Source organism: Spirosoma lituiforme, assembly GCF_054776635.1.
The window spans coordinates 71,678-89,603 of record NZ_BAAHBO010000007.1 but is presented as its reverse complement, the minus strand read 5'-3'; the positions used below and the strand labels follow the sequence as shown (position 1 = coordinate 89,603).

Below are 17,926 nucleotides of genomic sequence, written 5' to 3'. Positions count from 1 at the left end.
TATTAATACGTGAGGGGCGATGGGGCCACCTGTCGTCTCTCCAGTTTCATCTACAACCTGACCATGACGAATAAAGGCATAAAACAACTTTGGATGCTGGGTATGGCCACCTACCTTTCTGGCAACTTGCTCGCTCAGTCGATTAATCAATCCCCAAGTTATTCACAAAAAGCAGACTCATTACCCAGCCGTACGCTGAAGCAGGTTACGGTGAAAGGATTTCGCTCGACGGTGGTTGAGTCGTTGCCGAATATACACGGCACGTACCTGATGGGTGGAAAACGAAACGAGGTTATCCAACTAGCTGATATTGATGCCAACGTAGCCGAGAAAACGCCCCGCCAGCTCTTTGCGCGGATTCCGGGGGTATTCGTCTATGACATGGATGGTACCGGTAACCAGATCAATATGGCAACTCGTGGGCTCGACCCACATCGGTCGTGGGAGAATAACATCCGCCAGAACGGCGTCATTACCAACTCCGACATGTACGGCTATCCGGCCAGTCACTACTCGCCCCCGATGGAAAGCATCAACCGGATCGAGCTGGTTCGTGGTACGGCCTCGCTGCAATTCGGGGCTCAGTTTGGTGGCATGCTCAACTACGTAACCAAAGGAGCCGACACAACCCGCCGATTTGGTTTCGAGACCGTCAGTTCGGCGGGTACGTACGGTCTGTTGAGCACCTTTAATGCGATTGGCGGTCGTGTCGGGAAGTGGACGTACTATGCGTATTACTACCGACGCCATTCGGACGGATATCGGCAAAACAGCCGCTCCGATGCCAGCGCCCAGTTTGGTCGTCTCCACTATCAGGCAACCCAACGGCTGGGATTCACGGCTGAGTTGGGCCGGTCGACTTATACCTACCAGATTCCTGGTCCCTTAACGGATGCCATGTTTGCGCAGGATCCGCGCCAGTCGACCCGGAGCCGGAACTATTTCAATCCGGACATTTATATTCCATCGGTAAAAACAGACTGGCAACTATCTGACCAAACCCGGCTTCTCTGGACGGTATCGGCCGTTTTGGGCGCCCGGAACAGCGTTCAGCTGGATGCTTTTGCTACCGTTCCCGACACCATCAGTCGGGTAACGGGCCAGTACAGAGCCCGCCAGGTCGACATCGACAATTTCAATAGTTATACCTCCGAATGGCGGTTGCTGCATCAGTACAAACTGGGCAACATGAATTCGAATCTGGCCGCGGGGGTGCAATTAATGAATAATGACCTGCATCGTCGGCAACTCGGCGTCGGTACCACTGATACAAACTTTGATCTATCGCTGACCAGCCCATTTCGACGTGACCTGCATTACCGAACCCGAAATTTTGCGGCTTTTGCTGAGAATCAGTTTCATCTGACGAACCGGCTGACGGTTTCGCCGGGTATGCGGCTGGAGAGTGGTAAGACGGAGATGCGCGGTACGATTACGTATTATGCGCCGGAAAACCTGCCGACCGATATTAGCCACCACTTCCTGCTGTTGGGCGTCAATGGCGAGTACCGACTCAATGAGGCTGTTAAGGTGTATGGTGGCTGGTCGCAGGCATATCGTCCGGTTGTTTTCAAGGACATCATTCCAACATCCGTTTACGAACGGATCGATAAGAACTTGAAAGATGCCCACGGGTACAACGCCGAGATTGGCGTCGATGGCCGTTGGCAAGGGCTGCACCTTAACGTTACCGTTTTTGACTTACTCTACCGGAATCGTTTGGGAACGTTGCTTCTGGCCAACACCGATGGATCCAATTATATTTTCCGCACCAACATTGGCGATAGCCGGAGCACGGGCATAGAAGCACTCGTAGAAACCCAGCTTGTTCGGACGGAGAAGATTCTGGTGAGCGGATTTACCTCAACGTCGTTCAACAAAGCGCGCTACCTCAACGGCCGCGTTTCGGCCGGCACCGAAAACCGGTCGGTAGCGGGTAACCAGGTGGAGTCGGCACCGGAATGGACCAGCCGCAACGGGCTGACTGCCCGCTACGGAACTACCAGCCTGACGCTGCAATACAGCTACGTAAGCCAGACGTTTTCCGATGCGTTGAATACGACCGTTGCTTCGGCCAATGGTGCCGTTGGCCCGGTTCCCGCCTACAGTCTCTGGGATCTGAACGGCACCTGGCACAGCAGGCACGGATTAACGATCCGTGGCAGCATCAACAACCTTCTGAATCAGCAATACTTTACCAAACGCCCGACCTTTTATCCGGGCCCGGGCGTCTGGCCATCCGACGGCCGGAGCGCGGTTCTGACCGTTGGCTTATCCATTTAATATCCATCGTACCGAAAACCAAATAAACCTGTGAAAAGAACAATCCATTACCTGCTCATCGCTTTCCTGCTGGCGCCATTTATTACCAAAGCCCAGATGCCGCAGGATGCTATCTACATGAATAAAAACCAGGTCTGCGTGGCCGGTATGTACACCCACAGTTCCTGGAATCAATACTGGGAGAACACCCTCAAACGCGAGAATCTGAACATTGGTACCCAAACAACCCAGAGCTTTATGCTGATGCCGGTTATCGGTATCACCAAGCGGGTTAACGTTATTCTGAGCCTGCCGTACGTCTGGACGAGTAACAGCGCGGGCAACCTCATGGGCCAGCATGGCGTGCAGGACCTGTCGGCCTGGCTGAAAGTGAAAGCGGTTCGGGTAGGTGGATTTTCGCTCAACGCAGTTGTTGGGGGATCGATTCCGCTGGGTACTTACGTACCGAGTTTCCTTCCCATGTCGATTGGGTTGCAGTGCCGCACTTTTACCGGACGCCTGCTGGCAAACTACCGGGAACCCAAAACCGGCCTCTACCTGACGGCTCACGGCAGCTACGGCTGGCGGGGCAATACGAAAATCGATCAGGACGCGTACCAGGCCAACGATCGCGTGTACAACACCAACCAGGTGCAGGTGCCTAACACGTACGATGCGGCCGTTCGGCTGGGGGTGTTGCGTAAGGGCTGGCAAACGGAATTCTGGGCTGAGCGTACGGCCTGCCTCAGTGGCGACAATATTCGCCGGAACGACATGCCGTTTCCAACGAATAACATGCAGGCGACATCGGTGGGCTGGTACGCCAAAGTGCAGCCGCACAATATCGGGATCAATGCCCGCGTAGGCTATGTAGTCGACGGGTTAAATGTTGGTCAGAGCACCAGCTACATGGTGGGTCTGTTGTATCAAATTAATGTCAAGAAATAAGTAAGCTACCGTAGCGTCATGAAAAAATATAGTCAGTTACTTACGCTCAGTTGCGTATTGGTCGGTTTGTCAGCCGCCGTAATTTCCTGCGATAAAAATATCTCCGAACCACTGCGCGTTGGCTATACACCGGCTAGTGTAGACGAGAAAGCAGGTACCTGGAAAACGTATGTTCTTACGGCACCCACCGACGTGACGGTGGCGACGCCGACATCGGTAACGTCGACCGAATACCTGGCCGAAGTAGCCGATCTCAAATCAAAATCAGCCAGCCTGACAACGGAACAACAGGAAGCCGTTGCCTATTGGGGCACTGGAGCGGCCTACCGCTGGAACGAAATCGCCCGTGAACTGGCTGCCCGGTACAACGTACCGCCCGCATCGACACCTGATGGGAAATACCCGGTGCCCGATGCCGCTAACCCACTGGCCGACCCTCGGTTTCCGTTTGCCAATCCGCCGTATACGGCCCGTATGTTTGCGTACCTGAGCGTAGCCCAGTACGATGCACTGGTGGCTGCCTGGAACTATAAATACACGTTTAAGCGGGCGGCTCCATCTAAAGTAGATGCTACCATTCGGGTTGCTCTGCCCACATCGACGATTCCGACGTATCCGTCCGAGGATGCCGTTGTTGCGGCTGCGTCCTACACGGTATTGAAGGCCATGTTTCCCGGCGAAGTACCGTATCTGGATGCCAAACTGGCCGAGCACCGCAACAGCCGCCTGTGGGCCGGTATGAACGTGATGAGCGATCTGAACGCCGGTGGCGATTTAGGTAGTCAGGTTGCCGCTAAAGTGATGGCCCGTGCTAAAACAGATGGAATGAGTGCGGCCAACAACCAAAGCCTTACGGCGGGTATGGCTGCCGATGCCAAAGCGCGCGGGCTACGCGAAGCGTGGGTGAGCCAGGAAATACCTGCCCGTCCGCCGATGCTGCCTAATTACGGGGCTGTACAAACCTGGAATTTCGATGCGGCTACGAAAGTTAAACTACGGCCCGGCCCGCCACCTGCCCTCGATAGCCCGGAGTTTACGGCGGCAATGGACGAACTGAAAACGATTAACAAAGGCCAAACCCGCGAACAGGCACGTATTGCTAATTACTGGGCCGACGGCGCCGGTACATACACACCGCCCGGTCACTGGATACGGGCCGCGGCCAATGCCGCTAACGATGCCAAATTCAGCGAGGTCCGGATGGCCCGGACATTTGCGCTGGTTGCCACGGCGGTGATGGATGCGGGTATTTGCTGCTGGGACACCAAGTCGTACTACTACTACCCCCGGCCCCAGCAGTTTGGCATGAAAACGTCGGTAGGGTTGCCTAATTTCCCGTCCTACACGTCAGGTCACTCGACCTTCTCAGCGGCTGCCGCTGTTGTACTGGCCAGCATCTTCCCCGATCAGGCTGACGATTTCTGGACAAAAGCGCAGGAAGCATCAGATTCGCGGGTGTACGGATTAATTCACTATCGGTTCGATTGTTCGGCGGGGCTTGCCGCCGGTAAAAATATTGGTGCTTACGCCGTAGCGCGGGGCAAGGCCGATGGCTCGGGCTTGTAGCTGATTTTTAAGGTATTTATCATAGGTTAGGTTGCTAGTCCCCGGCCATCTTATGGCCGGGGTACTTTTTTTCTGTTGGGTTGAAAATAGTGCAGCAAGTCGGTTTGAGAAGTGATTCCCGTGATTCTGTGGTGTCCGTTTTTCCGTGGTGTCAGTCAGGTCGTCGGTGCGATTCTTAAAACGGACACCACAGAATCACCACGAAACCACGCTTTTGCGAGAAAGTTGAAGAAATCCGGCTTCCGGTTAACCACTAACAAGGAAAATGGTCGTTCATACGATAGGCTCCTCCCGAACGACTACTTTTGTTCAACCTAAAATGGATTTATGCGATTTACAGCCGTTACTGCCAGCGTTCTGGTACTTCTGACCCTCGCTTCGACAACCCAGGCGCAGGGGTTGATCGACGGATTTATGCGCGGCCAGCGAAAGGCCAGTTTAGCCATAATCGGCTCCCAATCGACATTCGACACGTACTACGTTAACCGGGCCGAAACTAAAAATCCGAACCTCGGTACCGTCACGACCCAGGCTCTGACCGTTGTGGGCACCTATGGGCTCGGTTATGACCTTGACCTGATTGTGGCGGTTCCCTACGTTCGTACGCAGGCCAGCGCGGGGTATTCACCCAAACAGGAGGGCTTCCAGGATGCCTCGGCTACCTTACGCTGGGAAGCATTCGATTACAAATTTGGCAAGACCAAACTATCCTGGCTATTTGCTGTAGGCTATTCGGTACCGGTCGAAAATTACGTGAACGATGCGCTGGTTGCCATTGGCCGAGGGTCACGTAACCTCGATGGGCGTACTATGCTGCATTTTAAAGCCCGTTCGTTTTTTATAACGGGCCAGTATGGGTACATCCGAAACGGGCAGGTAACGCTCGATCATACCGTTAACTACTACGATCCCAGTCAGCTTAACCCAAATAGTGGTTCGGTCGTGAATGTACCCGACGTTACCGAGATCATCGTCCGCGCAGGAATCGTATCCAAGGTATTCAACGTAGATGTTTGGGGACAGCGGCAGACACCCTATAACCAGGGAACAGACATTGGTCCTGGTGTTCCTTTTCCAACCAATGCCGTTGGCTTCACCCGGGTAGGGGCAACCGCCTACGTGCGTCTGCTCAAGCAGTTTGGGCTGGTGGCGGGCTACAGTGCCACCCTGGATGGGAGTAACATTGGCAAAACGACGCAGGTCAATGGCGGCATCGTGATCGGTCACTGGACCGCCAATAACTAGTCTTTCCCACTTTTCGAATGCTTCCACCGGCTCCCGATCGGGTGTTAAGCACAAGGTCTATAACTATGAAAACGCTTTTATCATCTATACTGCTGGGTGCCTTATTGATTGGGGCCGTGGCCTGCAAAGAGCCAACCATCGACGAAGGTATTCTGCCCTTCACGTCTCCCGGCTCTCCCGATGCCGACGGGGGTAACTGGCGCACAATTGCCCTCAAATCAGCCTCGGCTATTACCGTGCCACAACCAACGGCCATTACGTCCGATGCCTATCAGAAGGAGTTGAGCGACGTAAAAAATGGCTTGCTCAGTTCTACGCCTGAACAAAACACGGCGGTCAACTACTGGGCAGCCGGGGGCGTTTTGCGCTGGAATCAGATTGCCCGTCAACTCGTAGCGAAGTACAATACCCCGCCCGGTTATGATAACGCAACGGGGCAGGTCGTTACCGCTGCTACCGCCAACCAATACGCTGGGTCGCCCTATGCCGCCCGGGTGTATGCGTACCTGAGCGTAGCCCAGTACGATGCGCTGGTTGTTGCCTGGCGCGCCAAATACCAGTATAATCGGGCATCTCTGGAAAAGCAGGGCGTTATCACCCGGGTGCCGGTGCTGGATGTCCCCTCGTACCCGTCGGAGGACGCGGCCATTGCCGAAGCGTCGTGTCAGGTATTGGCGTATCTTTTCCCAAATGAAGTAGCTTTTCTGAAGGCGAAAGCAGCTGAACACAAACAAAGCCGCGTTTGGGCGGGTACCAACGTGCCCAGTGATGTGAAAGCGGGTGAAGACCTGGCGGCTGCCGTAGCGGCTACTGTCATTGATCGGGCAAAAACCGACCGATTCAGCCAGTCCATCGACGCCACAAACACTTGGCAGACAAAGCTGGCCGCGGCTCCCTACGATCAGAAATGGCGTAGCCTGGAGTTACCTGCCCGCTCACCGATTTTGCCGCTGGCGGGTACGGTGAAAACCTGGTTCGACTCAACGGCTGTTTTCCAGGCTGTTCCGGCAGCACCCCCGGCCACTAGTTCCGCTGAATTTCAGAAAGCGCTGAGTGAAGTACGCGACATTGCCACCACGCGCTCGCGCGATCAGTGGCGTATCGCCAATTACTGGGACAACGGTACCAATACCTATTCGCAGTCTGGCCAATGGAATTTTCTGGTCGAAGACCTGATCCGGCAGAATAGCCAGAATGAACTTCGGTCTGCCCGCACGTACGCGCTTATGAACCGGGCCATGCAGGATGCCATAACGGTGGCCTGGAATACCAAATACCGGTACTTTACTCCACGGCCCTCGCAGGTCGACGCCACCATTAAAACGGCAACTGTAATCCCGAACACACCCGGTTATGTATCGGATCAGACAGCGGTTTCCTCGGCTGCCACGACCGTACTGGCTTACCTGTTTCCCGATGAGTCCGCTAATCTGACCAGGCAGGCTGGCGAGTCGGTACTGGCCGAACTTTACGGTGGGACTAGCTTCCGGTTCGATACCGAAGCCGGCGCGAAACTGGGCGGGTTCATTGGCCAAACGGCTGTTGCTGGTGCTAAAGCCGATGGGGCAAAATAAGAGGAGCAGGTGCGGTACAACGAATCGGTAATCCGTTGTACAATAAATGGCTTCCATACGCTATGCCCTGCGCAGCCTTATGAAGTATCTGCTGTAAACGATTACTCTGCTCAATAGCGCTCCGGGTATACCTACATCCGGTTGGCAAAGCGGTAACGATCACAATAGAGTTATCCATCGCTCTACCAACCGAATTGGTAGCCAATTGACTACTCGTTAATACGTATATTTGCTAAACAGTAAAACTCGTCAACATGACCGACTCGATCGTCGACCTGCTTCGGCAAAAGAAAAAACAGATTTTAACTACCTGGATGAGAATGCAGTTGGCCGATGAAGCTCTTCGGGATGACCTGATGCCAAACGAACAGCTTCGAAACCAGTCTGATGAACTTCTGACAACGCTCTTTTCGGTACTGACCGACACTAACCTTACACAGTTAAATACTCCCGAGATCGAACCGCTGGTAAGTCTGCTGTCCAATATATCAATGACCCGCGCCCGGCTCGGGTACACCCCCCGCGAAACGGCCATCTATATCTTTAGTTTAAAAGATGCGCTCTTGGAAACGATACAGGCCGATCTGGATAATGATCCGAAACGCCTTTATCAGGAAAGCCGGAAAATCAACCGGTTTGTTGATAGCTTGGGCGTTGTTACGTTTGAGACGTTTCTTCAGGGGCGCGAGGAAATCATTCTTCGTCAGACCGATGAAATGTCCAATATATCGACACCCGTGGTTAAAGTGTGGGATGGTATTCTGGCCATGCCGATCATCGGTACGATAGACAGCTCCCGCACGCTGCTGGTTATGGAAAACCTACTCCAGGAGATTGTTAATACGGGCAGCGACATTGCTATTCTGGATATTTCAGGGGTGCCGATGGTTGACTCAATGGTGGCCCAGCACCTGATCAAAACGGTTAATGCAACCCGCCTGATGGGGGCCGAATGTATTATCAGTGGTATCAGACCCGAAATTGCCCAGACAATTGTGCATCTGGGTATCGATCTGTCGAACGTGGTGACCAAAGCTACGCTGGCCAGTGCGCTCAAATATGCCTTTCGAACGTTGCGTCTGGAGGTAAAAAAGATGCCGTCGACTACGAGCTTATCCCCCGATTCCAACCCTTTTTAATCACCACCGGCAATGGAGCGAATTCCTATTCTGAAGATGGGCCGGTTTCTGCTGGTAACGATTCAGGTCGATCTGTATGATCGACTGGCACTTGATCTGGAAGCTAACATTATCAAGGCTATCGAAAAATACAACGCCAGCGGTATCATGATCGATATTTCGGCGGTCACTATTGTCGATTCATTTATGGGTCGAATCCTGAGTAACATAGCCAGTATGGCTCGTGTGCTGGATGCTGAAACGGTGGTTGTGGGCATGCAGCCCGCCGTTGCCATTACACTGGTGGAACTGGGTTTGCCGTTAAAAGACGTTTATACGGCATTAAATGTGGAAAAAGGCATGGAACTTCTGCGTAGCAAGACAGTATCCGACGATGATGCCGACTCCGACGATTAAGGTTACCGCTACTGAAGCAATCACTGTACAGACCGAACGGGATGTGGTGCAACTGACGACCTATGTCAGGAAGCAGGCCGGGCTCCTGGGTATGTCGTTGCTCGATCAGACCAAACTGATGACGGCCGCCAGTGAACTGGCCCGAAATATGCTCAACTATGCAGGCGGGGGTGATGTGCAAATTGACCTGGTAAATGGGGGTAAACAAGTTGGCATACGATTGATTTTTATGGATAAAGGACCCGGCATTGCCGATATAAAACTAGCTATGCAGGATGCTTATTCCACCGGCCGGGGGCTGGGTCTGGGGTTGCCGGGTACCAAACGGCTGGTCAGTGAGTTTTCTATTGACAGTACAGTTGGTCAGGGCACAACCGTGACCATTATTAAATGGACGAATGGATAATACGCCCCATCGCTCGTTTATCGTAACGGATCGTAGTTACGGAGCAGGCATCAAACGCGACGTACGGTTGATGGCAAGCAGGCTTCGGTTCAACGAGAAAAGAATGGGTGAGCTGGATATTGTTCTGGCTGAACTGATATCCAACCTGGTCAAATACGCTATCGACGGGGAGTTACTCGTAAAAGCCACCCCCGACCCCGATAATGCCAGTCTTGAGCTGATCAGTATCGACAGTGGTCCCGGCATGCTCGATGCCAACCAGATGCTGGTCGACGGGGTATCGACCGGAGGGTCGCTGGGGCAGGGGTTAGGGGCCATCAAGCGGCTGTCCAGCGAGTTTCATATGTACTCACAACCCGGTCGCGGAACGGTCGTGCTGGTGCGGCTGTACGAAAACCAGAAAGAGGTAACCAAAGACCCGCCCCGGGCAGATGTGCGCTGCATCTGTGTGCCAAAAAACGGCGAAACCGCCTGCGGAGATGCCGGTTATTTCAAACTGACCGATTCCTCACTGATTGTGTTTTTGGGTGATGGCCTGGGTCACGGCATATTGGCCCAGCGTGCCGTAGAGCAGGCCGTGCGTGTTCTTTCGCAGGATCGATCGCTGAGTCCCGGTGTACTGATAAAAACGATTCATGAGGCTTCGGCCCATACCCGGGGACTGGTGGGTACTTGCGCCGTTTTCGATTTTATCGATCGCAAATGGCGGTTTTGTGGAGTAGGTAATATCCTTACCCGGCTCAGCGGCTCAATGGGCGTGAAAGGATATATGCCCCAAAATGGTATTATTGGACACAATATACCCACAAAACTGGTTGATCAGGAGATGCCTTACGAGCGCAATCAATGGCTGGTACTGACGTCGGATGGACTACACACACAGTGGAATCCGGCGCGCTATCCAGGTATTAAACATTATGATCCGTCTATTTTGGCGGCCATAATTTATCAAGAATATGCCCGCCATACAGACGACATGTCGGTTGTGGTGAGCAAACTTTACTAACGTTATGCAAGAGTTAACGAAGTTGATGCTGGACAATGAAATGGACCTGATTCTGGTTCATAAGCGCAGCATGAAACTAGCGGAGCTGGCGGGTCTTTCACTGGCAGCCCAGACTACCTTCGCTACGGCTGTTTCGGAGGTAGCCCGGCTGGCCGTAATCAGTGGTGATCACGCATCGCTGCGGTTGGGCGTAAGTAGTCACGACACAAAGGGCTGGCGTATTCTGGCGTATCTACACGATAGCCAGGATTACCCGGTTGGTACGTTTGAGCCCGCGCTGGTACACGCCCGGCGGCTGGTCGATGAGTTAACAATTGATGTAAACGGGAGGGGAACCATCATTCAGTTATATTGCGCGGTTCAGGATCTGAAATCCGTTAATTCAGACCGCATCAACGGGTGGAAAAAACTATTTCTGCATGAGCCACCTGCTTCACCCTACGATGATATCAAACGTAAAAACAACCTGCTTCAGGAACTTGCTGATCGGCTTAGTCAGAGCGAACAGCAATACAGACAAGTAACGAACTCGTTGCCGTTGCTGATTTTTACCGTAACATCCAACGGAAAGTTAACGTACGTGAACCAAGGATTTACCAGTTTTCTGGGCAAATCGATGGAGGACCTGAATGAGGAAAACTGGCTGCACAATTTTCATAAGGATGACTACGCTGAAATAACGCGTACCTGGGCGGATAGTGTTGCCGCGGGTTTACCTTTTAGAGGAGAAGGACGGCTTCGTAATAGCCTGACAGGTAGCTATATATGGCATCTGGTTTCCGCCACGCCACTCCGCAATGCCAATCAGGAGATCGTTCACTGGACCGGTTTTCTGGCCGATATCGACGTACAGAAAGGTGTTGAACAAACCCTGCGGGACAACGAAGAACTGAGGCAAAATAAAAGTCAGCTGGAAACCAGCCAGCAGCAGCTGGCCGACGATATTGGTGAACTGAACCGGAGTAATACCGAACTCTCGCAGTTTGCCTACGTAGCCAGCCATGACCTGCAGGAGCCGCTGCGCAAGATTCAGGCCTTTAGCAGTATGCTGACCGAGCAGTACGGCCCCGCGCTCGATGCCAATGCCCAGGACATCATTCGCCGGATGCAGTCGGCTACGGGGCGTATGCAGGAGTTGATTCGGGGGTTGCTGGCCTACTCACGACTGAATACGGAAAAGCCATCCTTTCACGCCGTATCCCTGTCGGCCCTGGTCGATGAGGTGCAGAGTGATCTGGAAACCGCCATTCGGGACCGGAATGCGCAGGTGCGGGTTGGTGGATTACCGGTTATTCAAGGCAACACCCTGCAACTGAGGCAGCTGTTTCAGAATCTGCTGAGTAACGCGCTGAAGTTTATCCCCGCTGACCGGGTGCCCGTTATCCAGGTCAATGCCCGAACCGTTCCGGTTGATCAACTGCCCATATCCTCCGCCGGAAAAGCCACCAGCTATCTTGAAGTGAGTATTGTTGATAACGGGATTGGTTTCGACGATAAATATGTCGACCGGATTTTTAATCTGTTTCAGCGGTTACACGGTCGCAGTGAATACGCCGGAACGGGCATTGGACTGGCTATTTGTAAGAAAGTTGCCGATAACCACGGTGGCTACCTGACGGCCCATAGCCAGCCGGGTAAGGGAGCCACGTTCTTATTGTACCTGCCATTGCCGTAACACAAACAGCTGGCGGCTTGGCAATCAACAAAACACCTGACCTGCTGGAATCCGCTTTTTTTGTAACATTGCTCAACCGTTTACGATTAACTAGTCAAACGATTGTGTAATGAGCCTACCTAATTCGCTTTCCGGACAACCTGATTTTGGTCGGTCCCGAGTTGTTATCGAACGGGTCAGCCCCGAACTGGACGGTGGCCAATTCCCCATAAAAGCTATTCCTGGCGATGTTGTGGCCGTAGAGGCCGACATTTTTGCTGACGGACACGATTACCTGACAGCGGTGTTGTTGTACAGGCACACCGACGACGCCGACTGGACCGAAATGGCGATGGCCCCTCTGGTGAATGACCGCTGGGGTGCCTCATTCGTGGTGGAGAAACAGGGCCGTTACCTGTATACGTTCGAAGCCTGGATCAACCACCCCGCTTCCTGGCAGCACGAAATTCACCTGAAAGTAGCCGACGGGCAGCGAATCACCAGCGAGTTGCTGGCCGGTGCCACCTATTTGGATGGCATACTGGAACGGGCTGGCGGAAATAACGCTGAAACAGCCGCGAAAAAAACCAAAGGCAGGAAAAAAGTCGAAGTCAGTGAAGAAACGCCCGACGCGAAAGTGATTCGGGAAATGGCCGCTCTATTTCGTGCCGGATCGGGCGCACCCGAGGGTGACCAGTACAACGAAGCGGTCTCCGTGGCCGAAAGCGATCAGTTTACATTCTACGCCAATCGCTATCCCGAACGGAACCATACCACTCGCTATCAGCACGAACTGGGCGTGGACGTTGACCGGGCGCGCGCCGGATTCAGCACCTGGTATTGCCTTTTTCCCCGTTCGGCTTCCCGACAGGAAGGGCAGCATGGTACGTTTCGGGATGTAGAGGCCCTGCTGCCCCGTATATCGGGTATGGGATTCGATGTGCTCTACCTGCCACCTATTCACCCTATTGGAACCGCCCACCGGAAAGGAAAGAACAACTCGGTTATCTGCCAGCCGGGTGAGCCGGGTGTACCGTACGGCATTGGCTCCGAAGAAGGCGGACACGATACGATTCACGCCGAGCTGGGTACGGTTGATGACTTTAAACACCTGATCGCCATCGCCAAAAACTACGACATGGAGATCGCGATGGACTTGGCTATCCAATGCTCCCCCGACCATCCGTGGGCTAAAGAACACCCGGAGTGGTTCAAGAAGCGGCCCGACGGAACTATTCAATACGCCGAAAACCCGCCCAAAAAGTACCAGGACATTTATCCGGTTTATTTCGAAACAGCCGATTGGCGAAACCTGTGGGAAGAGTTAAAGCGGGTGTTGCTGGTGTGGGCATCCTGGGGCGTCCGAATTGTACGGGTCGATAACCCCCACACCAAGCCATTCGTTTTCTGGGAATGGGTTATTGCCGAGGTCAAAAAAGAGTACCCGGATATGATTTTTCTGTCCGAAGCCTTTACCAAACCGAAAGTAATGCAGGAACTGGCCAAACGGGGGTTTGCGCATTCGTACACGTATTATACCTGGCGCAATACAAAAGCTGAGTTGCAGGAATACATGACGGAGTTGACGCAGGGTGAAATGAAGCATTACTTCCGCCCCAATTTCTGGCCTACGACCCACGACATCAATCCCTACAGCCTACAGTCGGGGCATGAGCCACAGTTCCTGATTCGCTACTTTATGGCGGCCACACTGTCGAGCAATTACGGCATTTATGGGCCATCGTTCGAGCTGATGGAGCATATACCATTCCCGAATAAAGAAGAATACCTGAACTCGGAGAAATACGAAATCCGGCTCTGGGACTGGGATAAAACGAACAAGCTGACGTACCTCATCACACTCGTCAATCGAATACGGCGTGAGAATGTGGCGTTACAAACAACTAATAACCTGACCTTCTGCACCGTCAGCGACGACGCCATTATGGCCTACCTGAAAACGACGGGGGATAATCGACTACTAATCGTGGTCAACACGGACGCGTACCAACGACGGGCTGGTATGGTTCAGGTACCCCTCTGGCAACTGGGCATTGACTACGATCAGCCGTATAAAGTGCACGACCTGCTCACCGGAGCTTACTACACCTGGCAGGGCGAACAGAATTACGTGGAATTAGACCCCTACGTATTGCCCATGCACTTGTTCCGGATTGAACGCTAACGGATTGGATTGGCAAACAGGAAGTGGCGGATGCGAATGTTTCATGACAGCTCACCGTACCTGCATCCTACTGACTGATTGAATCAAAAAGGGCCACTGGCTAATGCCAGTGGCCCTTTTTGATTACTAACTTCATTGATCGACCTGTTTATTTACAGGGCCGATACCCATACAGTTCCTCGGTTGTATCGGTCTGATAAATGGAGCCATCCAACGAAAACGAACGCGTAGTTTGTGTTCGCTTCACTATCAGGCCTCGCTCATTGACTACGTAGACGTAATCGGACTCACTTCGCTTAACGGGTTGGTTATAACCACTGGCCGTGCTGTAGTAGGCCGATTTTATTATACGGTTAGCATCGGACCAGAACGCACTCGGTAAAATGGGATGCCCTTTGTGCACAAAAACGGCACTTGCCTGATTGCTTTTATCCCCGTATTCATTGGTTGTGTACGCATCCAGCTTTCCCTGCCGCCACTCTTCAACCCGGACGGCATTCCCGGCTGAATCATGCGAGAACCGGGAAAAGTAAGACCCTTTCGTGAAATCGACCTGCGTAAGAAGCCCCTGGCTGTTAATGTATGGCGTTCGATCATCGACCTCCCCCTGCCCGTTAACGAGTCGGTACGATCGTAAAATTCCTCCTTCAAATGTTTGTGTGTCAGTACTGCCGTCGATGCCCGTGTAAACGTATTTGTTCACCTTTCCGTCTGCGTCGTAAGTGTACCGCTGCGAATTGGTATACACCACGCCTGAACTCGTCGTGAATGACGTTAGGGTGCTGGTTAGCTTTCCGGACGTGTACTGATACGTAGTTTCCGACTGGCTATTTATGACGCTGTTACTGGTCTGCTGGTTGTTGACAGACGCTGTTCGCTTGGTAAGAAATTTCTGGCTATCGAACGTGTGTTTGTACGTACTGACCGTTCGCCCATTTGTGTAGACGGTATCGAAAAAAGGGACGAGCGAATAGCCCTCGGACGTACCGGCAGGGTAACCAACTTCATTTACCCTTACCGTCTTTGTCTTGGTTTCGTAAAATTTACACGCATAGATGTCGACCTCAGGCGTGCTGGTTCCTGGTATACCGGGAACGACCGGATCGGATGGCCGGCAACTAAAAAGCCCTAACAGGCCAAGAAATAAAACAACAGAAACGGTCGATAGACGTATTGGCATACGGATATAGCATTCAATAAGGTGCGTCAATACATGATTAACTGCCTTGACTTTGGAGGCAAAATACACCCAAACAATGGCAGAAGCAATTGACTTACAACTTTACCAGTGTATTCAGATAGGAGAGCGTAGTCTCGGCTATTTCGGAGGTGCCCGTTACAGGAGCGGCACCGGTAGGCTCGGAGGTACAAGCCAGGGCAATGTGTCCTTCGGTGGCCAGCATACCTGAGGTAGGATCAAGGCCGATCCATCCGGCACCGGGAATAAATACCTCGGCCCAGGCGTGCAAGGCTAGTGAATTCTCCTTTAGTTCAGACGGTCCCTCAGGTACGACCTGAGCCAGATAGCCGGAAACGAACCGGGCCGCTAAACCAAACCTTCGCAGTGTCTGAACCAGGAGCCAGCCCGAGTCGCGGCAGGAGCCAATGGCCCGGTTGAGGGTTTCTTCGGCCGTTTGCACACCCGGCTCCATTCGGGTTGTATACGCAATATCCTGGAAAATCCGGCGGTTAAGACCGATCAAAAAGTCAATCGTATTCTGTGTAGTTCGATCAATTGTCTGTAGCCATTGGTCATATTGCGTACCCTGTTCGGTAGCCTCCAGATAGGGCGCAAGGTCTTTTTTTTGCTGGGCCTCGTACTCGAACGGAAACGAGATGGCGTGGGTGTCCAGGAGAAAATCGAATGGGTTTGTCGGCTCCAGGCTGGCAATAATGTCGACATCAATGGACATCGACTGCATAGGTTCCCAAAAATCGACGCGGGCGATGAAGTTGCCGAAGGGGTCCTGCTGCCAATGAACGATATGGTTGGCGGGCTGAATCGTCAGTAAGTAAGACTCAATAGTAGCCCGGCTGTGTGCCACTGGCCTGAGTCGGATTAAATGGGGCGACAAGGAAACCATCCGATCATAATCATACTGCGTGTGATGATGAATAGCAATGCGGGTAGACATGGGTAAGCAAGAAGAACAAATACGGTTTTTACCAAACCTGATTACCTTATAAAGAAGGTTCAGGTACTCGCCGAGTGAGCGGTAACACACTGGGTTGTACCAATACCGGTTTAACGGGTTCCGTTCGGCCTAATGTCCGCAACAGGCGGAAGTGCGACACGAGCGCTGAACCAAAGCTATGGTTTACCAGGTAAGGTAGGCCAAATTCATGAGCCGTATCCTTCACAATTTTGCTGATTTCCGGATAGTGAATGTGGCAAACTTTCGGAAATAGGTGGTGTTCGATCTGGCGGTTCAGCCCACCGCACAGGAACGCAGCCAGTTTCGAATCCGGCGCGAAGTTAGCCGTTGTGTGCATCTGGTGCACGGCCCAGGCGGATTGTATATCGCCCCGCTCGTCGGGTATCGGGAAGTCGGTGCCTTCTACGGCATGGGCTAGCTGGAAGACAAGGCCCAACACCAGCCCTTCCGCCACGTGCATCAGAACGAATCCGATGGCCAGCTGCCACCAGGTCAGGTCGAGCAGCAGATAAGGAAGAATCAGAAAGCCGATGTAATAAATCGTTTTAGAGACAAACAGCTTGATGTATTCGGCACGAGGGTGCGCCGAGTTATCGTGATGCCCAATCTTGCTCTTGAAAAATTTGACAAAGTCTTTACGAAATACCCACGACAGCGACGCCAGCGCGTACAATGGAAATGTATACCATTGCTGATACCGATGCCAGGGGCGCAGGTCTTCCTGAGCGTCCAGACGCACCAGGCCCGGAGCCAGTTCGATATCCTCATCGTGGCCGGGTATGTTCGTGTACGTATGGTGAACGATGTTATGGGTCACTTTCCAGATATACGGGTTGGCGCCCAGCAGGTAAAAGCTATTGCCCATGAGCCGGTTAACCCAGCTTCGCCCCGAAAAAGAGCCATGCAGCCCATCGTGCGATACATTGAACCCAATAAAAGCCGCAAACATACCCAGCACAATCGCTAGTCCCAGCATGGTCCATAGTCCGAACTGATTGGATAAAATCAGACCGTACAACGTGGCGTAGCCAATCAGGAAGAAACTTGCTTTCCCCCACATAGCCCCGTTGGCGTGAGAGGAGATGGCGTTTTCTGCGAAATAAGCGTCCACACGTCGACGAACGGTAGGGAAAAATTGTGATCGGTTTTTGTCTTTGAATTTTAATGGATTTGACATCAATTATAGCAGTTAAGGATTTGACCAATCGGCTTCACCCATTTTGATAGAGATAAGATCCGTTGGCCTCGTTCGGTGAGTATACAGTGACCCCTTAAAAGACCTTCATTTAATGGAGACAATCAACAGGGTAACGTTAATTAAGAGCAAGTCAGGTTCGAAAGATAGCTCGTTTCGGCTATTCTTCGGCATTCTGTCGAAAATCTTAACAG

At 52.7% G+C, this 17,926-nt stretch carries 14 protein-coding genes; 11 read left to right on the top strand and 3 right to left on the bottom strand.

All coding sequences use genetic code 11. The features are described from left to right. Positions 1 to 63 precede the first annotated feature (63 nt). From ACYU87_RS21270 to ACYU87_RS21220, 11 genes are all read left to right on the top strand, one after another. Positions 64 to 2,283 (top strand): TonB-dependent receptor family protein, encoded by a 2,220-nt coding sequence (locus ACYU87_RS21270; protein WP_461136117.1) that lies wholly within the window; start codon positions 64 to 66, stop codon positions 2,281 to 2,283. A gap of 96 nt (positions 2,284 to 2,379) precedes the next feature. Then, positions 2,380 to 3,210, top strand: a complete 831-nt coding sequence (locus tag ACYU87_RS21265; protein WP_461136334.1) for a hypothetical protein — start codon at positions 2,380 to 2,382, stop codon at positions 3,208 to 3,210. Between the two features lie 18 nt (positions 3,211 to 3,228). After that, the gene (locus ACYU87_RS21260; protein WP_461136116.1) at positions 3,229 to 4,776 is read left to right on the top strand and encodes a vanadium-dependent haloperoxidase; all 1,548 of its coding nucleotides are present in this window, start codon (positions 3,229 to 3,231) and stop codon (positions 4,774 to 4,776) included. Positions 4,777 to 5,103: 327 nt separating this feature from the next. After that, positions 5,104 to 6,021 carry a hypothetical protein gene (locus ACYU87_RS21255; RefSeq protein WP_461136115.1) on the top strand — a complete coding sequence of 306 codons (918 nt, stop codon included), beginning with the start codon at positions 5,104 to 5,106 and terminating at the stop codon, positions 6,019 to 6,021. Between the two features lie 65 nt (positions 6,022 to 6,086). Beyond that, entirely contained in the window at positions 6,087 to 7,595 is a 1,509-nt protein-coding gene (locus ACYU87_RS21250; RefSeq protein WP_461136114.1) for a PA-phosphatase, read from the top strand. Positions 7,596 to 7,849: 254 nt separating this feature from the next. Next, on the top strand, positions 7,850 to 8,734 hold the full coding sequence (locus tag ACYU87_RS21245; RefSeq protein ID WP_461136113.1) for an STAS domain-containing protein: 885 nt from the start codon (positions 7,850 to 7,852) through the stop codon (positions 8,732 to 8,734). Positions 8,735 to 8,746: 12 nt separating this feature from the next. Continuing rightward, a complete protein-coding gene (locus tag ACYU87_RS21240) occupies positions 8,747 to 9,130 on the top strand; it encodes an STAS domain-containing protein (RefSeq protein ID WP_461136112.1) in 384 nt (127 codons plus the stop codon). Then, positions 9,108 to 9,536 (top strand): anti-sigma regulatory factor, encoded by a 429-nt coding sequence (locus ACYU87_RS21235; RefSeq protein WP_461136111.1) that lies wholly within the window; start codon positions 9,108 to 9,110, stop codon positions 9,534 to 9,536. Before ACYU87_RS21240 ends, ACYU87_RS21235 begins: the two co-directional genes overlap by 23 nt. Beyond that, positions 9,529 to 10,542 carry an ATP-binding SpoIIE family protein phosphatase gene (locus tag ACYU87_RS21230; RefSeq protein ID WP_461136110.1) on the top strand — a complete coding sequence of 338 codons (1,014 nt, stop codon included), beginning with the start codon at positions 9,529 to 9,531 and terminating at the stop codon, positions 10,540 to 10,542. The genes ACYU87_RS21235 and ACYU87_RS21230 overlap by 8 nt, the downstream gene beginning before the upstream one ends. A gap of 4 nt (positions 10,543 to 10,546) precedes the next feature. Next, on the top strand, positions 10,547 to 12,217 hold the full coding sequence (locus ACYU87_RS21225; protein ID WP_461136109.1) for a sensor histidine kinase: 1,671 nt from the start codon (positions 10,547 to 10,549) through the stop codon (positions 12,215 to 12,217). 109 nt (positions 12,218 to 12,326) lie between these two features. After that, positions 12,327 to 14,381 carry an alpha-1,4-glucan--maltose-1-phosphate maltosyltransferase gene (locus ACYU87_RS21220; protein ID WP_461136108.1) on the top strand — a complete coding sequence of 685 codons (2,055 nt, stop codon included), beginning with the start codon at positions 12,327 to 12,329 and terminating at the stop codon, positions 14,379 to 14,381. Positions 14,382 to 14,529: 148 nt separating this feature from the next. Here the strand turns inward: ACYU87_RS21220 and ACYU87_RS21215 are convergent, their stop codons facing one another. The 3 genes from ACYU87_RS21215 to ACYU87_RS21205 form a co-directional block, all read right to left on the bottom strand. After that, positions 14,530 to 15,561: a hypothetical protein gene (locus ACYU87_RS21215; protein ID WP_461136107.1), complete on the bottom strand. Its 1,032-nt coding sequence runs from the start codon at positions 15,559 to 15,561 to the stop codon at positions 14,530 to 14,532. A gap of 94 nt (positions 15,562 to 15,655) precedes the next feature. After that, positions 15,656 to 16,516 carry a transglutaminase family protein gene (locus ACYU87_RS21210; RefSeq protein WP_461136106.1) on the bottom strand — a complete coding sequence of 287 codons (861 nt, stop codon included), beginning with the start codon at positions 16,514 to 16,516 and terminating at the stop codon, positions 15,656 to 15,658. A gap of 46 nt (positions 16,517 to 16,562) precedes the next feature. Continuing rightward, on the bottom strand, positions 16,563 to 17,714 hold the full coding sequence (locus ACYU87_RS21205; protein WP_461136105.1) for a fatty acid desaturase family protein: 1,152 nt from the start codon (positions 17,712 to 17,714) through the stop codon (positions 16,563 to 16,565). Between the last annotated feature and the right edge of the window lie 212 nt (positions 17,715 to 17,926).